Origin of the sequence: Micromonospora sp. NPDC051006 (genome assembly GCF_044456245.1) — a bacterium.
Classification (GTDB): domain Bacteria; phylum Actinomycetota; class Actinomycetes; order Mycobacteriales; family Micromonosporaceae; genus Micromonospora.
This window is the reverse complement of sequence record NZ_JBITFP010000003.1, coordinates 490,706-509,375: the sequence shown is the minus strand read 5'-3', so window position 1 is coordinate 509,375 and position 18,670 is coordinate 490,706. Positions and strand designations below refer to the sequence as shown.

The window sequence follows — 18,670 nt, the reverse complement described above, 5'->3', positions numbered from 1 at the left end:
AGACTGGTACGCATGCCTGAGCTGCGGTCGAAGACCTCCACGCACGGTCGGACGATGGCCGGCGCCCGGGCCCTCTGGCGGGCCACCGGGATGACCGACGACGACTTCGGTAAGCCGATCGTCGCCATCGCGAACAGTTTCACCCAGTTCGTGCCCGGTCACGTACACCTCAAGAACATGGGCGGCCTGGTCGCGGACGCGGTGGCCGAGGCCGGTGGGGTCGGTCGGGAATTCAACACCATCGCGGTCGACGACGGCATCGCGATGGGGCACGGCGGCATGCTCTACTCGCTGCCCAGCCGGGAGCTGATCGCCGACGCGGTGGAGTACATGGTCAACGCGCACTGCGCGGACGCCCTGGTCTGCATCTCCAACTGCGACAAGATCACTCCAGGCATGCTGCTCGCCGCGCTCCGGCTCAACATCCCCACCGTCTTCGTCTCCGGCGGCCCGATGGAGGCCGGCAAGACGATGGCGATCGAGGGCGTCGTGCACAGCAAGATCGATCTGATCGACGCGATGATCGCCTCGTCGAACGAGGCGGTCACCGACGAACAGCTCGGCGAGATCGAACGCTCGGCCTGCCCGACCTGCGGCTCCTGCTCCGGGATGTTCACCGCCAACTCGATGAACTGCCTGACCGAGGCGATCGGGCTGGCGCTGCCCGGCAACGGCTCGACGCTGGCCACCCACGCCGCGCGCAAGTCGCTCTTCCTGGAGGCCGGCCGCACCGTCGTGGAGATCGCCAAGCGGTGGTACGACCAGGACGACGCCTCGGTGCTGCCCCGCGCGGTCGCCTCGAAGGCCGCGTTCGAGAACGCGGTGGCGCTGGACGTGGCGATGGGCGGCTCCACCAACACGGTGCTGCACCTGCTCGCCGCCGCCCGCGAGGCCGAGCTCGACTTCGGCGTGGCCGACATCGACGCGATCTCCCGGCGGGTGCCCTGCCTGGCCAAGGTCGCCCCGAACTCGCCGATGTACCACATGGAAGACGTGCACCGGGCCGGCGGAATCCCAGCCATCCTCGGCGAACTGGACCGCGCCGGCCAGCTCAACCGGAACGTGCACGCGGTGCACTCCCCCTCGCTCGCCCAGTGGCTCACCGACTGGGACGTCCGGGGCGGCTCCCCGCGGCCCGACGCGGTCGAGCTGTTCCACGCCGCTCCCGGCGGGGTCCGGACCACCGAGCCCTTCTCCACCGTCAACCGCTGGTCGTCGCTGGACACCGACGCGGCCGGCGGCTGCATCCGGGATCGGGAGCACGCCTACTCCGCCGACGGCGGGCTGGCCATCCTGCACGGCAACCTCGCGCCGGAGGGCTGCGTGGTGAAGACCGCCGGGGTGCCCGAGGAGTGCCTGACCTTCCGCGGCCCGGCGAAGGTCTACGAGTCCCAGGACGACGCCGTGACGGCGATCCTGGCCAAGCAGATCGTCGCCGGCGACGTGGTGGTGATCCGCTACGAGGGGCCGAAGGGCGGCCCGGGCATGCAGGAGATGCTCTACCCCACCTCGTTCCTCAAGGGCCGCGGGCTCGGCCGGGCCTGCGCGCTGCTGACCGACGGGCGGTTCTCCGGCGGCACCTCGGGGCTCTCCATCGGGCACGTCTCGCCCGAGGCCGCCTCCGGCGGGCTGATCGCGCTGGTCCAGGAGGGCGACGAGATCGTCATCGACATCCCGGGGCGGTCCATCGAGTTGAACGTGCCCGAGGAGGTGCTCCAGGCGCGCCGGGTCGCCGAGGAGAAGCGCGACCGCCCCTACACCCCGGCCGACCGGCAGCGCCCGGTCTCCGCGGCGCTGCGGGCGTACGCCTCGATGGCCACCTCGGCCAGCGACGGCGCCTACCGGCGCGTCCCCGAGTAGGTGATGCCCGAGGCCCCTGTCGCCGCTTCCTGGGCGGCAGGGGCCCGAGGCCGCCTCAGTACCCGAACAGGGCGACGGCGAGCGACGCCAGCGCGGCGACCAGCAGCACGGCGCCGGTGCCCAGCCCGACCACCGCGCTCACCGTGACGGCCCGGGCCCGGGCCACCGGCACGGCCGCCAGCGCCACCGCCGTCACCAGTGCGGCGACCGGATGGATCAGCGGATAGTCGAGCAGCGCCGCGACCGGGAACAGGTGCACCCCCACCACGAACGCGACCCAGACCGGGATCAGGTCCTTGCGGCGGCGCAGGGCGAGCAGGCCGGCCCCGAGCGCGGCGAGACCGAACTCGACGCCCACGACGAGGCCGAAGGTGCGACTGGTGTCGGCGTCGAAGGCGGTGCCGTCCGACCAGTGCCGCCCGGCGAGAACTCCACCGGCCGCCGCCGTGAGCAGCGAGAGAACCGATCCGACGGCGAGCAGCGTCCGCCATCTCCGCGGCGGTGCCTCCTGCGCCCAGCCGAACCAACTGGACGCGAAGAAGCCGAAGACGAAGGCCGTGGCCGACGCGTCACGAATGTGGTCCGCGATCATCGATTCTCCTCCGGTGCTGCGCCGTGCCGGTGTGGTCCGGGGTTTCGGCCGTCGGGGCCTCGGGCGTTGGTCCCGATCTTGGCAGGCCCTCGCTCGGGCACCGGTACCTTTGTCGGCCCAGGGAGGCGATCATGAGCTACGCGGGACTGATCCGGCCGGTCATCGACCGGGTGCAGGTTGGAGCGCGGGCGGCCGCGCGGCCGAGGGTGCAGGCGTACTACGCCGGGCGCGGCCTGCGACCCGGCTTCGAGAGCAGCTTCAACTTCGGGCTGCTCGCCCGACCCATGCCGGCCGACGCGCTCGCCGACGCGCTGGTCTACACCAGCGGCGACATGACCGACGAGCTCGAGCAGGGGGTCGCCGAGGTCGACGCCGACGGCGCGTGGCGGCTGACCGCACTCGGGCGCGAGCTGGCCCTGGCGGTGCAGCGGATGGTCGCCGAGGCGGCCGAGGAGCGGTGGGCCGCCGCGCCGGAGCTGCTGCCCGGCCTCACCGTGGTGCCGCGGCTCGCCGAGCTGGTCGGCCGGCTGCTGGCACCGGGGATCGCCAGCGCGGGGCCCGCGTTCCGGGCCATGGCCCCGGTGTACGAGCCGGCGGACGCCTCACCGGCGCTGCGGCTGACCTCGCGGCTCGGCGCGCTGCGCCATCATCGCGCCGACGCGCACCGGGCCGCGTGGCGGGCGGCCGGGTTGACGGCCGACGGCGTCCGCGCGCTGCCGGACGGGCCCCGGCGGCGCGCCATCGAGGACGAGACGAACCGCCGCGACGAGCCGGTCTACGCGGTGCTCTCGCCGCGGGAGCGGCTGGAGCTGCTGGCCGGGCTGGGCGCCCTGCCCGGCTGATCCGCGCCACCGTCCGGCTTGGACCGACGGTCCCGGTCAGCCGGGGTCGACGATCCGGTCGATGACCAGCTGCGCGGCGCCCATGATGCCGACGTCCGGGCCGGCGACGACCCGCTCGATGAGCAACGCCTGGGTGGCCAGCGGCAGGCAGCGCTCGTAGAGGGTGGCCCGCATGCTGGCCAGCAGGGGCTCACACTCGGCCAGCCGACCGCCGATCGCGACCACCTGCGGGTTGAAGAAGTTGACCACCACGGCGAGGATCTCGCCGATCGATCGGCCGGCCCGGCGGGCCAGCGCGGTGGCGTGCCGGTCGCCGTCGTCGATCAGCCGCATCACGCCACTCAGGTTCTCCACCGGTACGCCCTGCTCGCGCAGCGCCGCGACCAGGGCGGCCCCGCTGGCCACCGCCTCCAGGCAGCCGGTGTTGCCGCAGCTGCACAGCGGCCCCGGATCGGCGACCACCCGACAGTGGCTGATGTCCCCGGCGGAGCCCTGGGCGCCCCGGTGCAGTCGCCGACCCGAGATGACACCGGCGCCGATGCCGGTGCCGGCCTTGACGTAGACGGCGTGGTCGAGTTCGGGATGGGTGGACCGGTGCTCGCCGAGCGCCATCAGGTTGGCGTCGTTGTCGACGACGACCGGCACGTCGGTCCGCTCGGCGCAGAAGGCGCGCACGTCGAAGCCGTTCCAGCCGGGCATCCGGGAGGGGCTGACGATCCGGCCGGTGTCGAAGTGCACCGGGCCGGGGATGCCGATGCCGATGCCGCGCAGCCCGCCGGCGGTGGCGCCGCCCCGCTGGCCGGGTACCGGGGCGGCGGGCCGGGGCGCCAGCGCGGCGACCTCGTCGAGCAGCGCGCCGAGGACGGCCTCCGGCCCGTCTTCGATGCGGATCGGCCGGGACCGGACCTCGACGACCCGCCCGGTGAGGTCGAGGGTGCCGAGGCGGGCGTGGTGCGCGCCCAGGTCGATCGCGCCGACCAGTGCGTCGCCGGTGGGCACCGCGAGCTGGCGGGGACGGCGCCCGCCCCGGGACTTTCCGTCGCCGGTCTCCCGGAGCAGACCTTCGCTGATCAGCGCCTCGACCCGCAGGGAGACGGTGGACGGCGACAGCCCGGAGAGCCGGGCGAGATCCGCCCGGCTGACCGCCGCTCCGCTGGACACCAACCGGAGCAGCTCGCGAGGGCCGCCCCGCGGGCTGTCCCGCGCGGCGTCGTCGATCGTCACGCCAGGTTCTTAGCATCCGAGCTTTGTTCTAGCAAGCGGTTGACTTGGTTTTGACCCTCGCATTAGATGGCACCGTTGATTCGAAAAGAACAGATCTTTGTTCGACGGTTGCAGGAAGTGGGGCGAGCGATGGCACCGACGGCGGCACCCGGTCTCGCGGACCGGGCCGGGCCCACCCGGCCGGATCGGCCGATGGTGGCCGTCCACGGCCTGCAGAAGTGGTTCGGCCCGCTGCACGTGCTCAAGGAGATCGACCTCACGGTCGCCGCCGGCGAGGTGGTGGTCGTCGTCGGCCCGTCCGGATCCGGCAAGTCGACCCTCTGCCGCTGCCTCAACCGGTTGGCCGTCGCCGACGCCGGCAGCGTCGAGATCGACGGTGAGCCGCTGCCGGCCGAGGGGCGGAAGCTGGCCCGGCTCCGTGCCGACGTGGGCATGGTCTTCCAGTCCTTCAACCTGTTCGGCCACCGCACCGTGCTGGAGAACGTCACGCTCGGCCCGGTGCGGGTCCGCCGGACGCCGAAGGCCGCGGCGCGTGAGCGGGCCCTCGCCCTGCTCGACCGGGTCGGCATCGCCGACAAGGCCGACCACTACCCCGCGCAGCTCTCCGGCGGTCAGCAGCAGCGAGCGGCGATCGCCCGCGCCCTCGCCATGCGGCCCAAGGTGCTGCTCTTCGACGAGCCGACGTCGGCCCTCGACCCGGAGATGGTCAACGAGGTCCTCGACGTGATGGTCTCCCTGGCGGCTGAGGGGATGACCATGATCGTGGTGACCCACGAGATGGGCTTCGCCCGCCGCGCCGCGGACCGGGTCGTCTTCATGGACGACGGCCGGATCGTCGAGTCCGGCAGCCCCGACGCGTTCTTCGCCGCCCCACGCACCGAGCGGGCGCGCGACTTCCTTTCCAAGATCCTCCAGCACTGACCCCCGAGGAGGGTGCCATGTCGATTCGCTCCATGAACGTCACACGCCGCCGCGCGTTGACGATCGCCGCCACGGCCGTCACCGTCGCGCTCGCCGCCGCCGGCTGCGGCGACGGCGGATCCGCACCGGCGCTGCCGGGACAGGCCGACGGCCAGAAGGTGGCCCAGTCCGTCTTCGACGCCGCACCGGTGGCGTCGGACGCCGACATCCCGGCCGGCTCCACCATGGACATGATCCGCAAGCGCGGCTACCTGAACGTCGGCGGCTCCCTCGACGCCCCGCTGCTGTCCCAGCAGAACCCGGTCAGCGGCGACATCGAGGGCTTCGACGCCGACATGGCCAAGCTGCTGGCCAAGTACATCATCGGCAAGCCCGAGGTGAAGACGGTGACCATCGGCACCCAGACCCGGGAGGCGATGCTCCAGGCGAAGTCGGTGGACGCGGTCTTCCAGACCTACACGATCACCCCCCAGCGGGCCACCCAGGTCGCCTTCGCCGGGCCGTACCTGACCTCCGGGCTGGCGGTCGCCGTGCGCAAGGACGAGACGAGCATCAAGGGCGTCAAGGACCTGGCCGGCAAGACCGTCATCGTCGGCGCCAACACCCCGGCGGTCACCGCGCTGCCGAGCGCCGCCCCCGGCTCCAAGCAGGTCGCCTTCGCCACCGACCCCCAGGCGGTGCAGGCGCTGCTGCAGAAGCGCGGCGACGCGTACGTGCAGGACTTCACGCTGCTCGCGTCGAACGCCAAGACGAACCCGGGCATGAAGGTGGTCGGCGACCCCTTCACCACCGAGGCGTACGGGATCGGCCTCACCCGGGAGGACACCCAGTTCAAGGAGTTCGTCAACAACTGGCTGCGGAAGATCCAGGCCGACGGCACCTGGTCGAAGGTCTGGCAGAGCACCCTCGGCTCGGTGGTGGAGGGCGGCACGCCCACCCCGCCGGCGATCGGGTCCGTCGAGGGCTCCTGAGGATCACTCCCTCACCATGGAAGCCCTCACCGGTCACCTCGACGAACTCGGCCACGGGCTGGTCACGACGGTCCACCTGACCGTCGTGACCACCATCGGCGCGCTGCTGCTCGGCGTCGTCGTGGCGACCCTGCGGGTCTGCCCGGTGCCGCTGCTGCGCGGCGTCGGCATGGTCTACGTCGAGATCCTCCAGAACCTGCCGCTGCTGGCCCTGCTGGTGCTCTTCGTCTTCGCCCTGCCGACGATCGGCATCACCTTTCCCCTGTTCACCTCGGCGGCCATCGTGATCGCCGCCTACGAGGGGGCGTACCTGGCCGAGGCGATCCGAGCCGGGATCAACACGGTCGGGGTGGGGCAGGCCGAGGCGGCGCGCGCCATCGGGCTCACCTTCAGCCAGTCCCTGCGGCACGTGATCCTGCCGCAGGGACTGCGCGCGGTGATCCAGCCGATGGGCAACATTTACATCGCGCTGCTGATGAACACCTCGCTCGCCGCCGCGGTCGGGGTGGTCGAGCTGACCCAGGCCGCCAACAACGTCAACCTCGTCGAGGCCCAGCCGATCGCCGTCTTCACCGGCGCCGGTCTCGCCTACATGTTGCTGGCGCTGCTGATCGGTCGGGTCACCGCGACGCTGGAGCGAAGGTGGGCGATCGTGCGATGAACCCGAACCAGCAGATCCTCTTCGACGTGCCGGGCCCACGGGCTCAACGCCGCATCCGGATCGCCACCGTGCTGGGCGCGCTCGTCCTGCTCGGCGGGCTCGCCTGGGCGATCCACCGGTTCGCCAGCTACGGCGAACTCGCCGCGGAGCGGTGGCAGCCCTTCACCACCTGGCCGATCTGGCGATACCTGCTCAACGCGCTCTGGTCGACGCTGCTCGCCGCCGCGGCGACCGCCGTCCTCAGCGCTGCGCTGGGGCTGCTGCTCGCGCTCGGCCGGCTGTCGGCACGACGGCCGCTGCGGTGGCTGGCCGGCGCGTACGTGGAGGTCTTCCGGACCGTACCCGTGCTGCTCCTGGTCTACGTGACGCTCTTCGCGCTGCCCAAGTACGGCCTGAACTTCCCGCTGTTCTGGAAGCTCGTGGTGCCGCTCGTCGTCTCCAACTCGGCTGCCTTCGCCGAGATCTTCCGGGCCGGCATCAAGGCGCTGGACCGGGGCCAGACCGAGGCGGGCCTCGCGATCGGGTTGCGCCGGGGGCAGGTGATGCGGCTGGTCGTGCTGCCACAGGCCCTGCTCCGGCTGACCCCGTCCCTGGTCAGTCAGCTGGTCGGGCTGCTCAAGGACACCTCACTCGGCTTCGTGGTCGGCTACACCGAGTTGCTCTACAGCGGTCAGGTGCTCGCCTCCTACACCCACCTGCTGATCCAGACATTCCTGGTGGTGGCGCTGATCTACCTGGTGGTCAACGCCTCGCTGTCGAAGCTCGCCCGCGTACTGCAGGCCCGCAACGGGCGACTGACCACCCGCGGCCGGTCCGCGGCGCCCGGTCCGGCCACGCCACCGCTCACCCAAGGGGGAACCGCCCGATGACCACTGCCCGGTACGCGGAACTGGCGCGGGTGACCCGCAACGGCTTCGTGGAGAGCCGGCACTACGGCAGCGTGGTGGTGCTCGACCCGTCCGGTGCCGTCGCGCTGCGCGCCGGCGTACCCGACGAACCGGTGCTGCCGCGCTCCACCCTCAAGCCGGTGCAGGCGCTGGCCTGTCTGACGGCCGCGACGGCCGCCGACCCCGCGTCGCCGGCCGCAGCGTCGCTCGCCGGCCCCGCACTGGCCATCGCCGCCGGCAGCCACACCGGCGACGACCGGCACGTGGCGGTGGTACGGGAGCTGCTGACCGCCGCCGGGCTGACCGAGGCGGCGCTGGGCTGCCCGGTCGACTGGCCGGAGGACGAGGCGACGCGGGAGCGTCTGATCCGGGCCGGCGAGCAGCGCAGCCGGATCCGGATGAACTGCTCGGGCAAGCACGCCGCCATGCTGGTCGCCGCCGTCGCGCGGGGCTGGTCGACCCGGGACTACCTCGACCCGGCGCACCCGCTGCAACGGGAGATCGCCGCCAGCGTCGCCCGACTGGCCGGCACCCCGGTCACCGCCGTCGCGGTCGACGGCTGCGGCGCGCCGCTGTTCGGCCTGCCGCTCACCGGCCTGGCCCGTACCTTCCAGGCGCTGGCCACGGCGCGGCCCGGCAGCGACGAGGCGCGGGTGGCCGAGGCGATGCGCCAGCACCCGGAACACGTCGGCGGCTGGCACGGCCATCCGAACACCGACCTCATGCGGGCGCTACCCGGGCTGCTCGCCAAGGGCGGCGCCGAGGGCGTGCTGGGCGTCGCGACTCCCGACGGGTACGCGGTCGCGGTGAAGGTGATCGACGGCAGCCCTCGGGCCACCTCCTCGATCGCGCTCGCCGCGTTGACGGCCGCCGGTGCGGCCGTCGACGGCGCCCCGGAGCTGCGCCGGGTGCCGGTGCTCGGCGGCGGTGAGCCGGTGGGCGCGGTCGACGCCGCCATCGATTGGACCGCGGGAACTCCCCGCACGGAGAGGGAAGACTGATGACGAACTTCGAGATCTGCATCGACAGCGTCGAGGGGGCGATCGCCGCGGAGGCGGCCGGCGCCGATCGGGTGGAGCTCTGCTCCGCGCTCTTCGAGGGCGGGCTGACCCCGAGCCTCGGCACCATCGAGGTAGCCCTGCGCAGCGTGGACCGGATCCGGGTGCACGTCATCATCCGGCCGCGGGCCGGTGACTTCATCTTCTCCGAGTTCGAGGTCGAGGCGATGGTGCGCGATGTGCGGGCGGCGGTGGCGGCCGGCGCGCACGGCGTGGTGATCGGCGCACTGACCGCCGAGGGCGACGTCGACGTCGCCACCGCCCGCCGGCTGATCGAGGCCGCCGGCGATGCCAGCATCACCTTCCACCGGGCGTTCGACATGGTCCGTGACCCGTTCCAGGCCCTGGAACAGCTCATCGACCTGGGCGTCAGCCGGGTGCTGACCTCGGGCCAGGAGGTGAGCGTGTTGGAGGGAGCCCCGCTCATCGCCGAGCTGGTCCGCCGCGCCGGTGAGCGCATCATCGTCATGCCGGGTGGTGGCATCACCCCGCGCAACATCGCCCGCATCGTCGAGGCCACCGGCGCGCGGGAGTACCACTTCGCGGCGCTGGTCACCTCGGACAGCCCGGCCGTGCACCGGAACCCGGCGCCGTTGATGGGCGGCAGCCTGAACCGCTCGGAGTACGAGCGCTCCGGCACCTCCGGCGAGCTGATCGGGAAGGTGCTCGCCGCCGCCCGCGCCTGACCGCCCGACCGAACCGACCGTCACCAGCCGAGGGGTCAACGCGAGGCGGAGGGGAACTCCTCGAAGTACGCCTCGACCCGCTCGGCGGTGGCGGGCCGGGCCAGCGCGAAGCCCTGCCCGTACCGGCAGCCCGCCCGGTACGCGCCCTCGACCTGGGCGGGTGACTCCAGCGCCTCCGCCACCACCTCGACGCCGAGCCGGTCGCCCACGCTGACCACCACGTCGATCAGCGGGCGCTGGGCGCCCGGCGTCCCGTCGACCAGGCTGGCGCCGACCTTCAGCAGGTCGATCGGGAGCCGGCGCAGCTGCGCCAGTGAGGCGTGCTCGGCGCGGAAGTCGTCGAGCGCGGTGCGGACGCCGAGCGAACGCAGCCCGGCCAGCCGCGCGACCACGGTGGGCAACTCGTTGCCGACCCGCGGCTCGGCCACCTCCACCACCAGCCGATCGGCCGGCACCCCGTAGGCGGCGAGGATCGCGGCCGTGCGCTGCACGAAGTCGGGCGTGGTCAACTCGCCGGTGGTCACGTTGACCGCCATCCAGAGCTGCCGGCTCTCCGCCGACCACTCGGCCAGTTGGCGGCAGGCCCGGTCCAACACCCACCACTCCAGCTCACCGACGATGTCCAGGTCCTCGGCCACCGGCAGCAGCTCGGCGGGGAGCACCGTGCCGAGCACCGGGCTGCGCCAGCGCAGCAACGCCTCGGTGCCGACCGGCAGCCGGTCGGCCAGCCCGAGCACCGGCTGGTAGACCAGGTCCAGTTCGCCCCGGGCGACCGCTCCGGGCAGTTCCCGCTCCAGGTCGAGCCGGCGGACCAGCTGCTCCTCCAGGAACGCGTCGTACCACTCGACCCGGTCCCGGCCGAGCTGGACGGCCCGCCGCCGGGCCAGGTCGGCCTGGCGCAGCACGTCGTCCGGGCCGCCGCCGGTGATCTCGGCCAGCCCGATGCTCGCCTGCACGCGCAGCACCGCCCCGGCGACCTGGTAGGGCTGGGTCAACGCGGCCAGCAGGCGGGTGCCGAGCGCGTACGCCAGCACCGGCCCGACCGCGGTGACCACCGCGAACCCGGCGCCGCCCAGGGCGGCGAGCAGATCGCCGCGGCCGACCACCGCGCGGGCCCGGTGGACCACCTCGGCCAGCACGTCCTCGCGGAGCGCCGGCGCGACGCCGTCGATGCCGGGGACGTGCAGGTCCACCACCAGCAGCGCCCCGGCCGGCGGTGCGGCCTGGCTCAGCGGGGCGAGGGCGCGCAGCAGCGCCGACCGGCCGGCCAGCCCGGCCGCCGCGGGCGCCGCCGTCGGCTCGGACACGGTGACCGCGGGCGGGGCGGTTTCCCGGCCGGCTGCCGGAAGCCCGGCCGCTGGTCCGGACGCCTCCACCGGCGGTCGTCGGCGCGTGCGCCGACCGTCGGCCGAGTGGGCGCCCCCGCCGGACTCGGCCTCGCGCAGCAGTTCGCGGAGCACCAACGGCGGGACCACCGCCAGGGCGAGCAGGACGGTGACGCGGTCCGGCGGCAGGGCCGAGCCGAGGTGCCAGCCGGCAGCCAGCAGCAGCGCCACCGCCGGGACCACCGCCCGCGGCCAGCGCGGCGCCGGGCGGATCGCCGCCGGCTCGATCACGACGGCACGCCGCGCGCCGGCCGCGGCGAGCAGCATCCCGACCACCAGCGGCGGCAGGGCCAGCAGCGTCCACCGGCCCGCGGCCGGCCCGGCGGGGAGGGCCGCCAGCAGCACCAGTCCGAACAGGATCAGCGCCACGCCACCCCGGCAGGTGGCCGTACCGGGCCGGCGGTGCGGGCCGGTCAGCGCGGTGAGCGCGGCCATGCCGAGCACCCCGAGCAGCAGCACGGCCGCCAGCCGGGCCGGAAGCGGCCCGGCGGAGCTGGGCAGCAGCAGCCAGCCGGCGAGGGCCAGCCCGATGGCCGGACCGGCCGCGTCGGCGAGCCGGCGAACCCGGACCCGGCCGGGCGGTCGCGGTGGACCAGGCAGCCGGCGCAACCCGAGGACGGCGAATCCCGCCATCACGGCCGCTCCGGATCCGGCCGCGGCCGGCCGGCCCCGCTCGATCAGCGGCAACAGGGCGGCGGTGAGCCCGGCGGCGACCACGGCGACATCGAGCAGCAGGGCGGCCGAGCGGGCCGAGGACCACGCGCGCCGGGCGGCCCGGGTGGCAGCTGCCCGGGGCTCGGCCCCGGCGTCGCGGTGAGCGTCGACGGGTGGCCGGGCGGCGAGCCGGGAGAGCCGTACGCCGGCGAGGGTGGCGCCGGCGCCAACCGCGAGCGTGACCACGGCCACGGCCGGGAGCAGGCCGACCGCGGCGGTGAGGACGAGCAGCGTGACCGCCGCGAGCGCGGCGGTCTCCGGCACCATCCGGCGGGGCAGGCGGGCACGGAACGGGGCGGCGAGGGGCACGGCGGTCGCCTTCGTGAGGGGGCACTGGGGCGGTGCGGCGGTGCGCGGGCGTCGGACGGATCGGGTCGGGGGCGGGTCCGGTGCCCAACCATCGTGAACGATCGGCGAGGGGAATGGGTTACGGCGCCGCCTCGCGCCGAACAAGTGACCCTGGCCACTCCGCGGCGCGACCGGACGCCGGACGCCGCCCGACGCGCGGCCGTCCGGGCCGAGGTGGGATCATCGCAGGGTGAGTAAGCCCGACACCGTCCGCTTCCGGTACAACCAGGCGATCCTGGCCGCGGCGATCATCGCCTTCATCGGCGCCCTGCCGCTGGCCAACGCCCGGGCCTACCTGCTGCCGGTGCTGCTCGTCCCGCTCGCCGTCGGGGTCTGGGCCTGGCGGGCGGGCACCGACGCCGACGCCCGCGAACTACGCCTGCGGGCGCTCACCGGCCAGCGCCGGATCGCCTGGGACCGGGTCGTCGAGCTGACCACCGACCCGCGCGGGCGGGCCGTGGCCCGGCTCGACGACGGGCAACAGGTCATCCTGCCGGCGGTACGCGGGACCGACCTGCCCCGGCTCGTCTCGGCCACCGGCCAGACGCTGCCCGGCGCGGCCGAGGCGAGTCAGTAGCCGTCCACCACCGCGTTGATCAGCGGCTGCCCGGCCGCGAACCGCCGCACCTGCTCCCCGACCAGCCGGTAGGCCCGCGGCAGCAGACCGCGCACCGAGCCGGCGACGTGTGGGGTGAGCAGCACGTTGGGCATGTCCCACAACGGGTGGTCGGCGGGCAGCGGCTCCGGATCGGTGACGTCCAGCGCGGCGCAGATCCGCCCGGTGCCGAGTTCGGCGACCAGCGCCTCGGTCCGGGCCACCGGCCCCCGGGCGGCGTTGACCAGCAGCGCGCCGTCCGGCATCGCGGCGAGAAACGCCGCGTCGATCAGCCCACGGGTCTGCTCGGTGAGCGGCACCAGCACCACCACCACGTCCGCCTCCGGCAACAGCCGCGGCAGCTCCTCGACGCCGTGCACGCCCTGCTCCGGCCGGGCCGTCCGGGCGACCAGGGTGAAGCTCACGTCGAACGGCACGAGGCGGTCGCGTACGGCGCTGCCGATCGAGCCGGCGCCGACGATCAGCACCCGCTTGCCGGTCAGCTCGTCGGTCGGGGCCACCGCACCGAACGCCCACTCCCGGCGGGCCTGCGCCCGGGCGAAGGCGGGGAACGCCCGCAGCTGGGCGAGGATCGCCGTGACGACCCACTCCGCGGTGGACGGGTCGTGCACACCGCGGGCGTCGCAGAGCGTGACCCCGTCGGGCATCCGCCCGACCCAGGCGTCCGCGCCCGCGGAGAGCAGCTGCACCACCGCGAGGTCGGGAAGCTCCTTCAGCAGCGCGCCGGCGTCCGAACCGGCGAGGAACGGCGGTACCCAGAAGCGGACGCCGGCCACCTCCGACGGGAGCTTCTCGGGATGCTCGACGACCTCGACAGTGACCTCCGGGGGCAGCTCACCGAGGAGCGCCGACCCGGCCTCATGCGGAATCCATACCTTCACGCCCGACGACGATAGCCCCCGTCGACGGGGGCATGTCAGCGCACGTCCCCGCCGTCAGGTGCCGGGACGAGTGGGGGAGGAATTGGCAGGCATCGGCAGTCGGTCCGGCGGGGTATAACGAGAAGCCGGAGCGCCCACCGGCCTTCGTTGACCCGCAGACAGGTGCACCATGACCGACCGCTCCGCCGCGCACGCCACCCCGCGTGCCGCCGCCCCGCCCTCGGCGCTCGCCGACCCAGCTCGGCTGCGGGCGCTGGCGGACACCGGGCTGGACGCGGCGCCGGACGAGGCGTTCGACCGGTTCGCCCGGCTGGTGAGCGACCTGCTCGACGTGCCGGTGGCGCTGGTCTCACTGGTCTCCACCGACCGCCAGTTCTTTCCCGGGGCGGTCGGGTTGCCGGAGCCGTGGGCCGGCCGGCGGCAGACCCCGCTGAGTCACTCGTTCTGCCAGCACGTGGTCGACATCGAAGTGCCGATGGTGCTGCCGGACGCGCGGCTGCATCCCCGGGTCCGGGACAATCTGGCGATCATCGACCTCGGCGTGGTCGCGTACGCCGGGATGCCGCTGACCGACCTGTCCGGCAACGTCCTCGGCTCGCTCTGCGCGATCGACAGCAAGCCTCGGTCGTGGACGGCGGCGCAGCTGCGTACCCTCGCCGACCTGGCCGCGGCCTGCTCGTCGGAGCTGCGGCTGCGGATCGCGCTCGACGGCGCCGAGGAGGCGCGGCGGCGGGCGGAGGAGGCGCACGAGCGGCTGGAGCTGCTCGCCGGGCTGAGCGAGACGCTGGGCGGCACGCTCGACGTGGGCACGGCCCTGCACCGGCTCGCCGAGACGACGGTGCCGCTGCTGGCCGACTGGTGCCTGGTGTCGGTGGTCGGCCCGGGCGGGGTGCCGCGGGAGGTCGCCGCGGTGCACCGCGACCCGTCGCTGGCGGCGGACGTGAACCGCTTCGCCCAGTTGATGCGCACCGGGCTGGCCCCGGAGTCGATCACCCGGGCGGTGCTGCGCACCGGCCAGCCGGTGCTGGGCAGCGCGGCCACCCTGGCCGACGTGGAGCGGGGCACGACCGGCCCGGAGATGCCGGCGATCGCTTCCCGGCTCGGCTTCGCGTCCCACCTGAGCGTGCCGATCACCACGGCCGGCGGCACCGTGCTCGGCGCGATCACCCTGGTCAACGGCGCGCGCCGACGTCAGTTCGACGACCGGGACATGCTCACCGCGCTGGACGTCGGGCGCCGGGCCGGGCAGGCCATCGGCAACAGCTCGATGTACGGCGAGCAGCGGCACGTCGCCGAGGTGCTGCAGCACAGCATGCTGCCGCGGCTGCCGGAGATTCCGGGCCTCGAGCTGACGGCCCGCTACCAGCCGGCGGCCGACCGGGTCGAGGTGGGCGGCGACTGGTACGACGCGTTCGTCCAGCCCGACGGCGACCTGATCGCGGCGATCGGGGACGTGGCCGGGCACGACATCGAGGCGGCGGCCACCATGGGCCAGCTCCGCAACATGGTCCGGGGCAACGCCTTCGGCCGGCCGGACGAGGTCGGCGAGCTGATGACCCAGCTGGACGACGCGATGCGCGGCTTGCACCTCAACACCGCCGCCACCGCGACCCTGGTCCGGTTCCGCGTCGACCCCACCGGCGGTCGCCTGGTGACCTGGTGCAACGCGGGGCACCCGCCGGCGCTGGTGGTACGCGCCGGCGGGGCGGTGGAGGTGCTCGCCGGGTCGCCCGAACCGCTGCTCGGGCTGGTCCGGCCGGTCCGCCGGACGACGCGGCGGGCCGCTTTGGCCGTCGGTGACACCCTGCTGCTCTACACCGACGGGCTGATCGAGCGGCGGGACCGACCGATCGACGAGGGGTTGGCCGAGCTGACCGGCTGGCTCGCCGGGACGGACCGGCTGCCGCTCGACGAACTCTGCGACCGGCTGCTCGGCACGGCCCACCGCGGCGAGGACGACGTCGCGCTGTTGACCGTCCGGGCACGCTGAGGCGGCGCACCGGCCACTCCTGTCGTCGACCGCCCCGCGCGGGCCGTGCGGCGGGATACCCTGGGCCGGGTGAGCGCCCGTCCCCCGTACCCTCGCATCCGCCGCACCCGGGCGGCCCTGGCGGCGTCGTGCGCGGCGCTGCTGCTGGCCGTGACCGGTTGCAGCTTCGGCGAGCCGGAGCCCGATCCGGCGGGCGAGCCGCCGAACTTCCCCACCCCGTCCACCTCGCCGAGCCAGGGCGGCGCCGGCCAGCAGGTGGTGGCCACGGTGCTGGCCAAGGGGCTGCGGGTGCCGTGGGCGATCGGGTTCCTGCCCGACGGGGCCGCGCTGGTCACCGAACGCGACAGCGGCCGGATCCTGAAGGTGGGCCCGGAGTCGGGGCCGGACGGCCTGCGGGTCAGCGTGGCGCAGACCATCACCGACGTGGCGGCGGCCGGCGAGGGCGGCCTGCTCGGCATCGCCGTCTCCCCCGCCTACCAGCGGGACCGGACGCTCTTCGTCTACTACACCACCGAGCGGGACAACCGGATAGTCCGGCTCCAGCTCGGCGAGGAGCCGACCCCGATCGTCACCGGCATCCCGAAGGCGGGCGTGCATAACGGCGGCGGCCTGGGCTTCGGCCCGGACGGGCAGCTCTACGCGAGCACCGGCGACGCCGGTGACCGCCCGCGCGCCCAGGACGTCAAGAACCTGGGCGGCAAGATCCTGCGGATCACCCCGGACGGCAAGCCGGCAACCGGCAACCCGTTCCCCAACTCGCCGGTCTGGTCGCTGGGACACCGCAACGTGCAGGGCTTCGCCTGGGACGCCGCCAAGCGGATGTACGCGGTGGAGTTCGGCCAGAACACCTGGGACGAGATCAACGAGATCGTCAAGGGTAAGAACTACGGGTGGCCGCAGGTGGAGGGCCGCTCCGACGACAAGCGCTTCGTCAACCCGATCACCCAGTGGCGGACCTCCGACGCCTCCTGCTCCGGTCTGGCCGCGGTGGACCGGCTGCTGGTGACCGGGTGTCTGCGCGGCAAGCGGCTCTGGGCGGTCGAGCTGACCGACACGGGCACCGTGCTCGGCCAGCCGCGCGAGCTGCTGACCAATCGCTACGGGCGGCTGCGGGCGGTGGCCGCCGCGCCGGACGGCTCGCTCTGGGTGACCACCTCCAACCACGACGGACGGGGCGACCCGACGCCGGAGGACGACCGGATCCTCCGACTGGTCTTCGCCAACGGCGGTGCCGGACGGAGCTGACCCGGGGCCGGGACCTTCCGGCCGGCCGTCCTCAGGTTTGCCAAGATCCTTCTACGGGCAGGTCAGGATTTCACCATGGACGGGCAGCAGAACGAGGAGCACGCCACCGGGGACGGCCAGTCCCCGGCGGCCGGCCGTCGCCGCCGCTGGACGGCGCGTCGCGGCGAGCCCCGGTCCGGCTGGTTCCGCGCGCTGCGGCTGGCCGGGATCATGCTGGCGGTGGCAGCGGTCACCGTGACCGGCGTGGTGCTCGGCGTCCTCGGCGGGGGCCGGGTGGACACCGACATCGGACCGTTCCAGGCGACCCTCACCCTCACCCCGACCACCGACGGGGGCACCACCGTCGACGTCCCGCCGCTGGGCGCGCTGCTGCTGAACAGCCATGACGGGCCGACCCGGCTGACCGTCCGGCTCGGCGCGCTCGACCAGGGGCGTACCGAGGCGCTGATCGACGACCCGGCGAGCATCCAGCGGGCCAGCCAGTCCGCCGTGGAGGACGTCCGGTCCGGGGTGATGCGGCTGGGGCTGCGTACCGTCGGCGCCGCGGTGCTGGCCACCCTGCTGCTGGCCGCGTTGGTCTTCCGGGACGTGCGCCGCACCGCCTGGGCGGGCGGGTTGGCGCTGTTGGTCACCGTCGGCAGCCTGGGCGCGGCCGCGGCGAGCGTGCGCCCGCAGGCGATCGAGGAGCCACGGTACGAGGGGCTGCTGGTCAACGCGCCGGCGATCGTCGGCGACGCGCGGCGGATCGCCAACGACTACACCCGCTACGCCGAGCAGCTCCAACGGTTGGTCGGCAACGTCAGCCAGCTCTACACCACCGTGTCGGCGCTGCCGGTGCTCGAGCCCGCGCCGGACACCACCCGGGTGCTGCACGTCTCGGACATGCACCTCAACCCGACCGGTTGGCAGCTGATCCGGACGGTGGTCGAGCAGTTCGACATCGACGTGGTGATCGACACCGGGGACATCACCGACTGGGGCAGTGAGCCGGAGGCGTCGTTCGTCGGCTCGATCGGGCTGCTGCGCAAGCCGTACGTGTTCATCCGGGGTAATCACGACTCGAACCGGACCGCCGCGGCGGTGGCCCGGCAGCCGAACGCGATCGTGCTGGACAACACCACCACCACGGTCGCCGGGCTCACCATCGCCGGCATCGGCGACCCGCGGTTCACCCCGGACAAGAACACCTCCCCGGCCGGCAGCGGGCTCACCAAGCAGGTGGCCGAGCAGGTGATCGGCGTCGGCGAGCAGCTCGCCAGCACCGTACGCAGCTCGCCCCGGCCGGTGAACATCGCGCTGGTGCACGACCCGGCGTCGGCCGGCCCGCTCTCCGGCGCCTGCCCGCTGGTGCTGGCCGGGCACACCCACGCGCGGCAGGTCTCCAAGCTGCCGCAGCAGCCGGGGCAGATGCCGACCCAGCTCATGGTGGAGGGCTCCACCGGCGGCGCCGGGCTGCGCGGCCTGGAGGGCGAGAAGCCGACCCCGCTGTCGATGAGCGTGCTCTACTTCGACAACAAGGACAAACTGCTCCAGGCGTACGACGACATCACCGTGGGCGGCACCGGGCAGGCCCAGGTGAGCCTGGAGCGGCACGTGATCCAGGACCCGAAGGCCGGCGACCCGGTCCCCGTCACCCCAACCCCGACCCGCTGACCCCGCACCCCGCGGATCCGCACCCCCGCGCCCCGCCCCCGCCCCGCGCGATCATGCAGATGTGGTGGGGGACGAAGGGTGCAGATGGTCGCATAACGGGCACCACAACTGCATGATCGGCACCGAGGGGGGTGAG

Annotated in this window: 16 protein-coding genes; 12 read left to right on the top strand and 4 right to left on the bottom strand. The window is 74.0% G+C overall.

All coding sequences use genetic code 11. The features are described 5' to 3' along the window. Window positions 1–12: 12 nt before the first annotated feature. On the top strand, window positions 13–1,860 hold the full coding sequence (gene ilvD / locus ACIBBA_RS08725) for a dihydroxy-acid dehydratase (RefSeq protein ID WP_396695151.1): 1,848 nt from the start codon (window positions 13–15) through the stop codon (window positions 1,858–1,860). A gap of 55 nt (window positions 1,861–1,915) precedes the next feature. Here ilvD and ACIBBA_RS08720 read toward each other — a convergent pair whose 3' ends face one another. Further along, window positions 1,916–2,452, bottom strand: coding sequence for a hypothetical protein (locus ACIBBA_RS08720; protein WP_396695149.1), 537 nt, complete (start codon window positions 2,450–2,452; stop codon window positions 1,916–1,918). 131 nt (window positions 2,453–2,583) lie between these two features. Here ACIBBA_RS08720 and ACIBBA_RS08715 point away from each other — a divergent pair, with 131 nt between their 5' ends. Next, complete coding sequence (locus ACIBBA_RS08715; protein WP_396695147.1) at window positions 2,584–3,294, top strand: hypothetical protein; 711 nt, start codon at window positions 2,584–2,586, stop codon at window positions 3,292–3,294. A 36-nt stretch (window positions 3,295–3,330) separates the two neighbouring features. Here ACIBBA_RS08715 and ACIBBA_RS08710 read toward each other — a convergent pair whose 3' ends face one another. Beyond that, on the bottom strand, window positions 3,331–4,518 hold the full coding sequence (locus ACIBBA_RS08710) for an ROK family transcriptional regulator (protein WP_396695145.1): 1,188 nt from the start codon (window positions 4,516–4,518) through the stop codon (window positions 3,331–3,333). A 192-nt stretch (window positions 4,519–4,710) separates the two neighbouring features. On the opposite strand from ACIBBA_RS08710, the gene ACIBBA_RS08705 reads away from it, so the two are divergent. From ACIBBA_RS08705 to ACIBBA_RS08680, 6 genes are read left to right on the top strand one after another with little or no spacing between them, the layout of a single operon-like run. Continuing rightward, on the top strand, window positions 4,711–5,439 hold the full coding sequence (locus ACIBBA_RS08705; RefSeq protein ID WP_396695143.1) for an amino acid ABC transporter ATP-binding protein: 729 nt from the start codon (window positions 4,711–4,713) through the stop codon (window positions 5,437–5,439). Between the two features lie 17 nt (window positions 5,440–5,456). Beyond that, window positions 5,457–6,410: a glutamate ABC transporter substrate-binding protein gene (locus tag ACIBBA_RS08700; protein ID WP_396695141.1), complete on the top strand. Its 954-nt coding sequence runs from the start codon at window positions 5,457–5,459 to the stop codon at window positions 6,408–6,410. 16 nt (window positions 6,411–6,426) lie between these two features. Beyond that, window positions 6,427–7,071, top strand: a complete 645-nt coding sequence (locus ACIBBA_RS08695) for an amino acid ABC transporter permease (protein WP_396695139.1) — start codon at window positions 6,427–6,429, stop codon at window positions 7,069–7,071. Further along, a complete protein-coding gene (locus ACIBBA_RS08690; protein WP_396695137.1) occupies window positions 7,053–7,940 on the top strand; it encodes an amino acid ABC transporter permease in 888 nt (295 codons plus the stop codon). The genes ACIBBA_RS08695 and ACIBBA_RS08690 overlap by 19 nt, the downstream gene beginning before the upstream one ends. Beyond that, complete coding sequence (locus ACIBBA_RS08685; RefSeq protein ID WP_396695135.1) at window positions 7,937–8,959, top strand: asparaginase; 1,023 nt, start codon at window positions 7,937–7,939, stop codon at window positions 8,957–8,959. The genes ACIBBA_RS08690 and ACIBBA_RS08685 overlap by 4 nt, the downstream gene beginning before the upstream one ends. Further along, entirely contained in the window at window positions 8,959–9,702 is a 744-nt protein-coding gene (locus ACIBBA_RS08680; RefSeq protein ID WP_396695133.1) for a copper homeostasis protein CutC, read from the top strand. The genes ACIBBA_RS08685 and ACIBBA_RS08680 overlap by 1 nt, the downstream gene beginning before the upstream one ends. A gap of 35 nt (window positions 9,703–9,737) precedes the next feature. On the opposite strand, the gene ACIBBA_RS08675 is transcribed toward ACIBBA_RS08680, so the two are convergent. After that, window positions 9,738–12,110 carry an EAL domain-containing protein gene (locus ACIBBA_RS08675; RefSeq protein WP_396695131.1) on the bottom strand — a complete coding sequence of 791 codons (2,373 nt, stop codon included), beginning with the start codon at window positions 12,108–12,110 and terminating at the stop codon, window positions 9,738–9,740. Between the two features lie 229 nt (window positions 12,111–12,339). Here ACIBBA_RS08675 and ACIBBA_RS08670 point away from each other — a divergent pair, with 229 nt between their 5' ends. Next, a complete protein-coding gene (locus ACIBBA_RS08670) occupies window positions 12,340–12,726 on the top strand; it encodes a PH domain-containing protein (RefSeq protein ID WP_396695129.1) in 387 nt (128 codons plus the stop codon). On the opposite strand, the gene ACIBBA_RS08665 is transcribed toward ACIBBA_RS08670, so the two are convergent. Beyond that, window positions 12,720–13,646, bottom strand: a complete 927-nt coding sequence (locus ACIBBA_RS08665; protein ID WP_396695127.1) for a 2-hydroxyacid dehydrogenase — start codon at window positions 13,644–13,646, stop codon at window positions 12,720–12,722. The genes ACIBBA_RS08670 and ACIBBA_RS08665 overlap by 7 nt on opposite strands. A gap of 169 nt (window positions 13,647–13,815) precedes the next feature. Here ACIBBA_RS08665 and ACIBBA_RS08660 point away from each other — a divergent pair, with 169 nt between their 5' ends. From ACIBBA_RS08660 to ACIBBA_RS08650, 3 genes are all read left to right on the top strand, one after another. Continuing rightward, the gene (locus tag ACIBBA_RS08660; protein WP_396695125.1) at window positions 13,816–15,636 is read left to right on the top strand and encodes a SpoIIE family protein phosphatase; all 1,821 of its coding nucleotides are present in this window, start codon (window positions 13,816–13,818) and stop codon (window positions 15,634–15,636) included. Between the two features lie 69 nt (window positions 15,637–15,705). Next, on the top strand, window positions 15,706–16,881 hold the full coding sequence (locus ACIBBA_RS08655) for a PQQ-dependent sugar dehydrogenase (protein WP_396695123.1): 1,176 nt from the start codon (window positions 15,706–15,708) through the stop codon (window positions 16,879–16,881). Window positions 16,882–16,956: 75 nt separating this feature from the next. Next, window positions 16,957–18,534: a metallophosphoesterase gene (locus tag ACIBBA_RS08650; protein WP_396695121.1), complete on the top strand. Its 1,578-nt coding sequence runs from the start codon at window positions 16,957–16,959 to the stop codon at window positions 18,532–18,534. Window positions 18,535–18,670 lie beyond the last annotated feature (136 nt).

Bases quoted from the DNA above. Each gene is read 5' to 3' on its own strand.
- ACIBBA_RS08650 (WP_396695121.1), top strand. From the start codon at position 16,957: ATGGACGGGCAGCAGAACGAGGAGCACGCCACCGGGGACGGCCAGTCC.
- ACIBBA_RS08680 (WP_396695133.1), top strand. From the start codon at position 8,959: ATGACGAACTTCGAGATCTGCATCGACAGCGTCGAGGGGGCGATCGCC.
- ACIBBA_RS08720 (WP_396695149.1), bottom strand. From the start codon at position 2,452: ATGATCGCGGACCACATTCGTGACGCGTCGGCCACGGCCTTCGTCTTC.
- ACIBBA_RS08660 (WP_396695125.1), top strand. From the start codon at position 13,816: ATGACCGACCGCTCCGCCGCGCACGCCACCCCGCGTGCCGCCGCCCCG.
- ACIBBA_RS08715 (WP_396695147.1), top strand. From the start codon at position 2,584: ATGAGCTACGCGGGACTGATCCGGCCGGTCATCGACCGGGTGCAGGTT.
- ACIBBA_RS08685 (WP_396695135.1), top strand. From the start codon at position 7,937: ATGACCACTGCCCGGTACGCGGAACTGGCGCGGGTGACCCGCAACGGC.
- ACIBBA_RS08705 (WP_396695143.1), top strand. From the start codon at position 4,711: ATGGTGGCCGTCCACGGCCTGCAGAAGTGGTTCGGCCCGCTGCACGTG.
- ACIBBA_RS08695 (WP_396695139.1), top strand. From the start codon at position 6,427: ATGGAAGCCCTCACCGGTCACCTCGACGAACTCGGCCACGGGCTGGTC.
- ACIBBA_RS08700 (WP_396695141.1), top strand. From the start codon at position 5,457: ATGTCGATTCGCTCCATGAACGTCACACGCCGCCGCGCGTTGACGATC.
- ilvD (WP_396695151.1), top strand. From the start codon at position 13: ATGCCTGAGCTGCGGTCGAAGACCTCCACGCACGGTCGGACGATGGCC.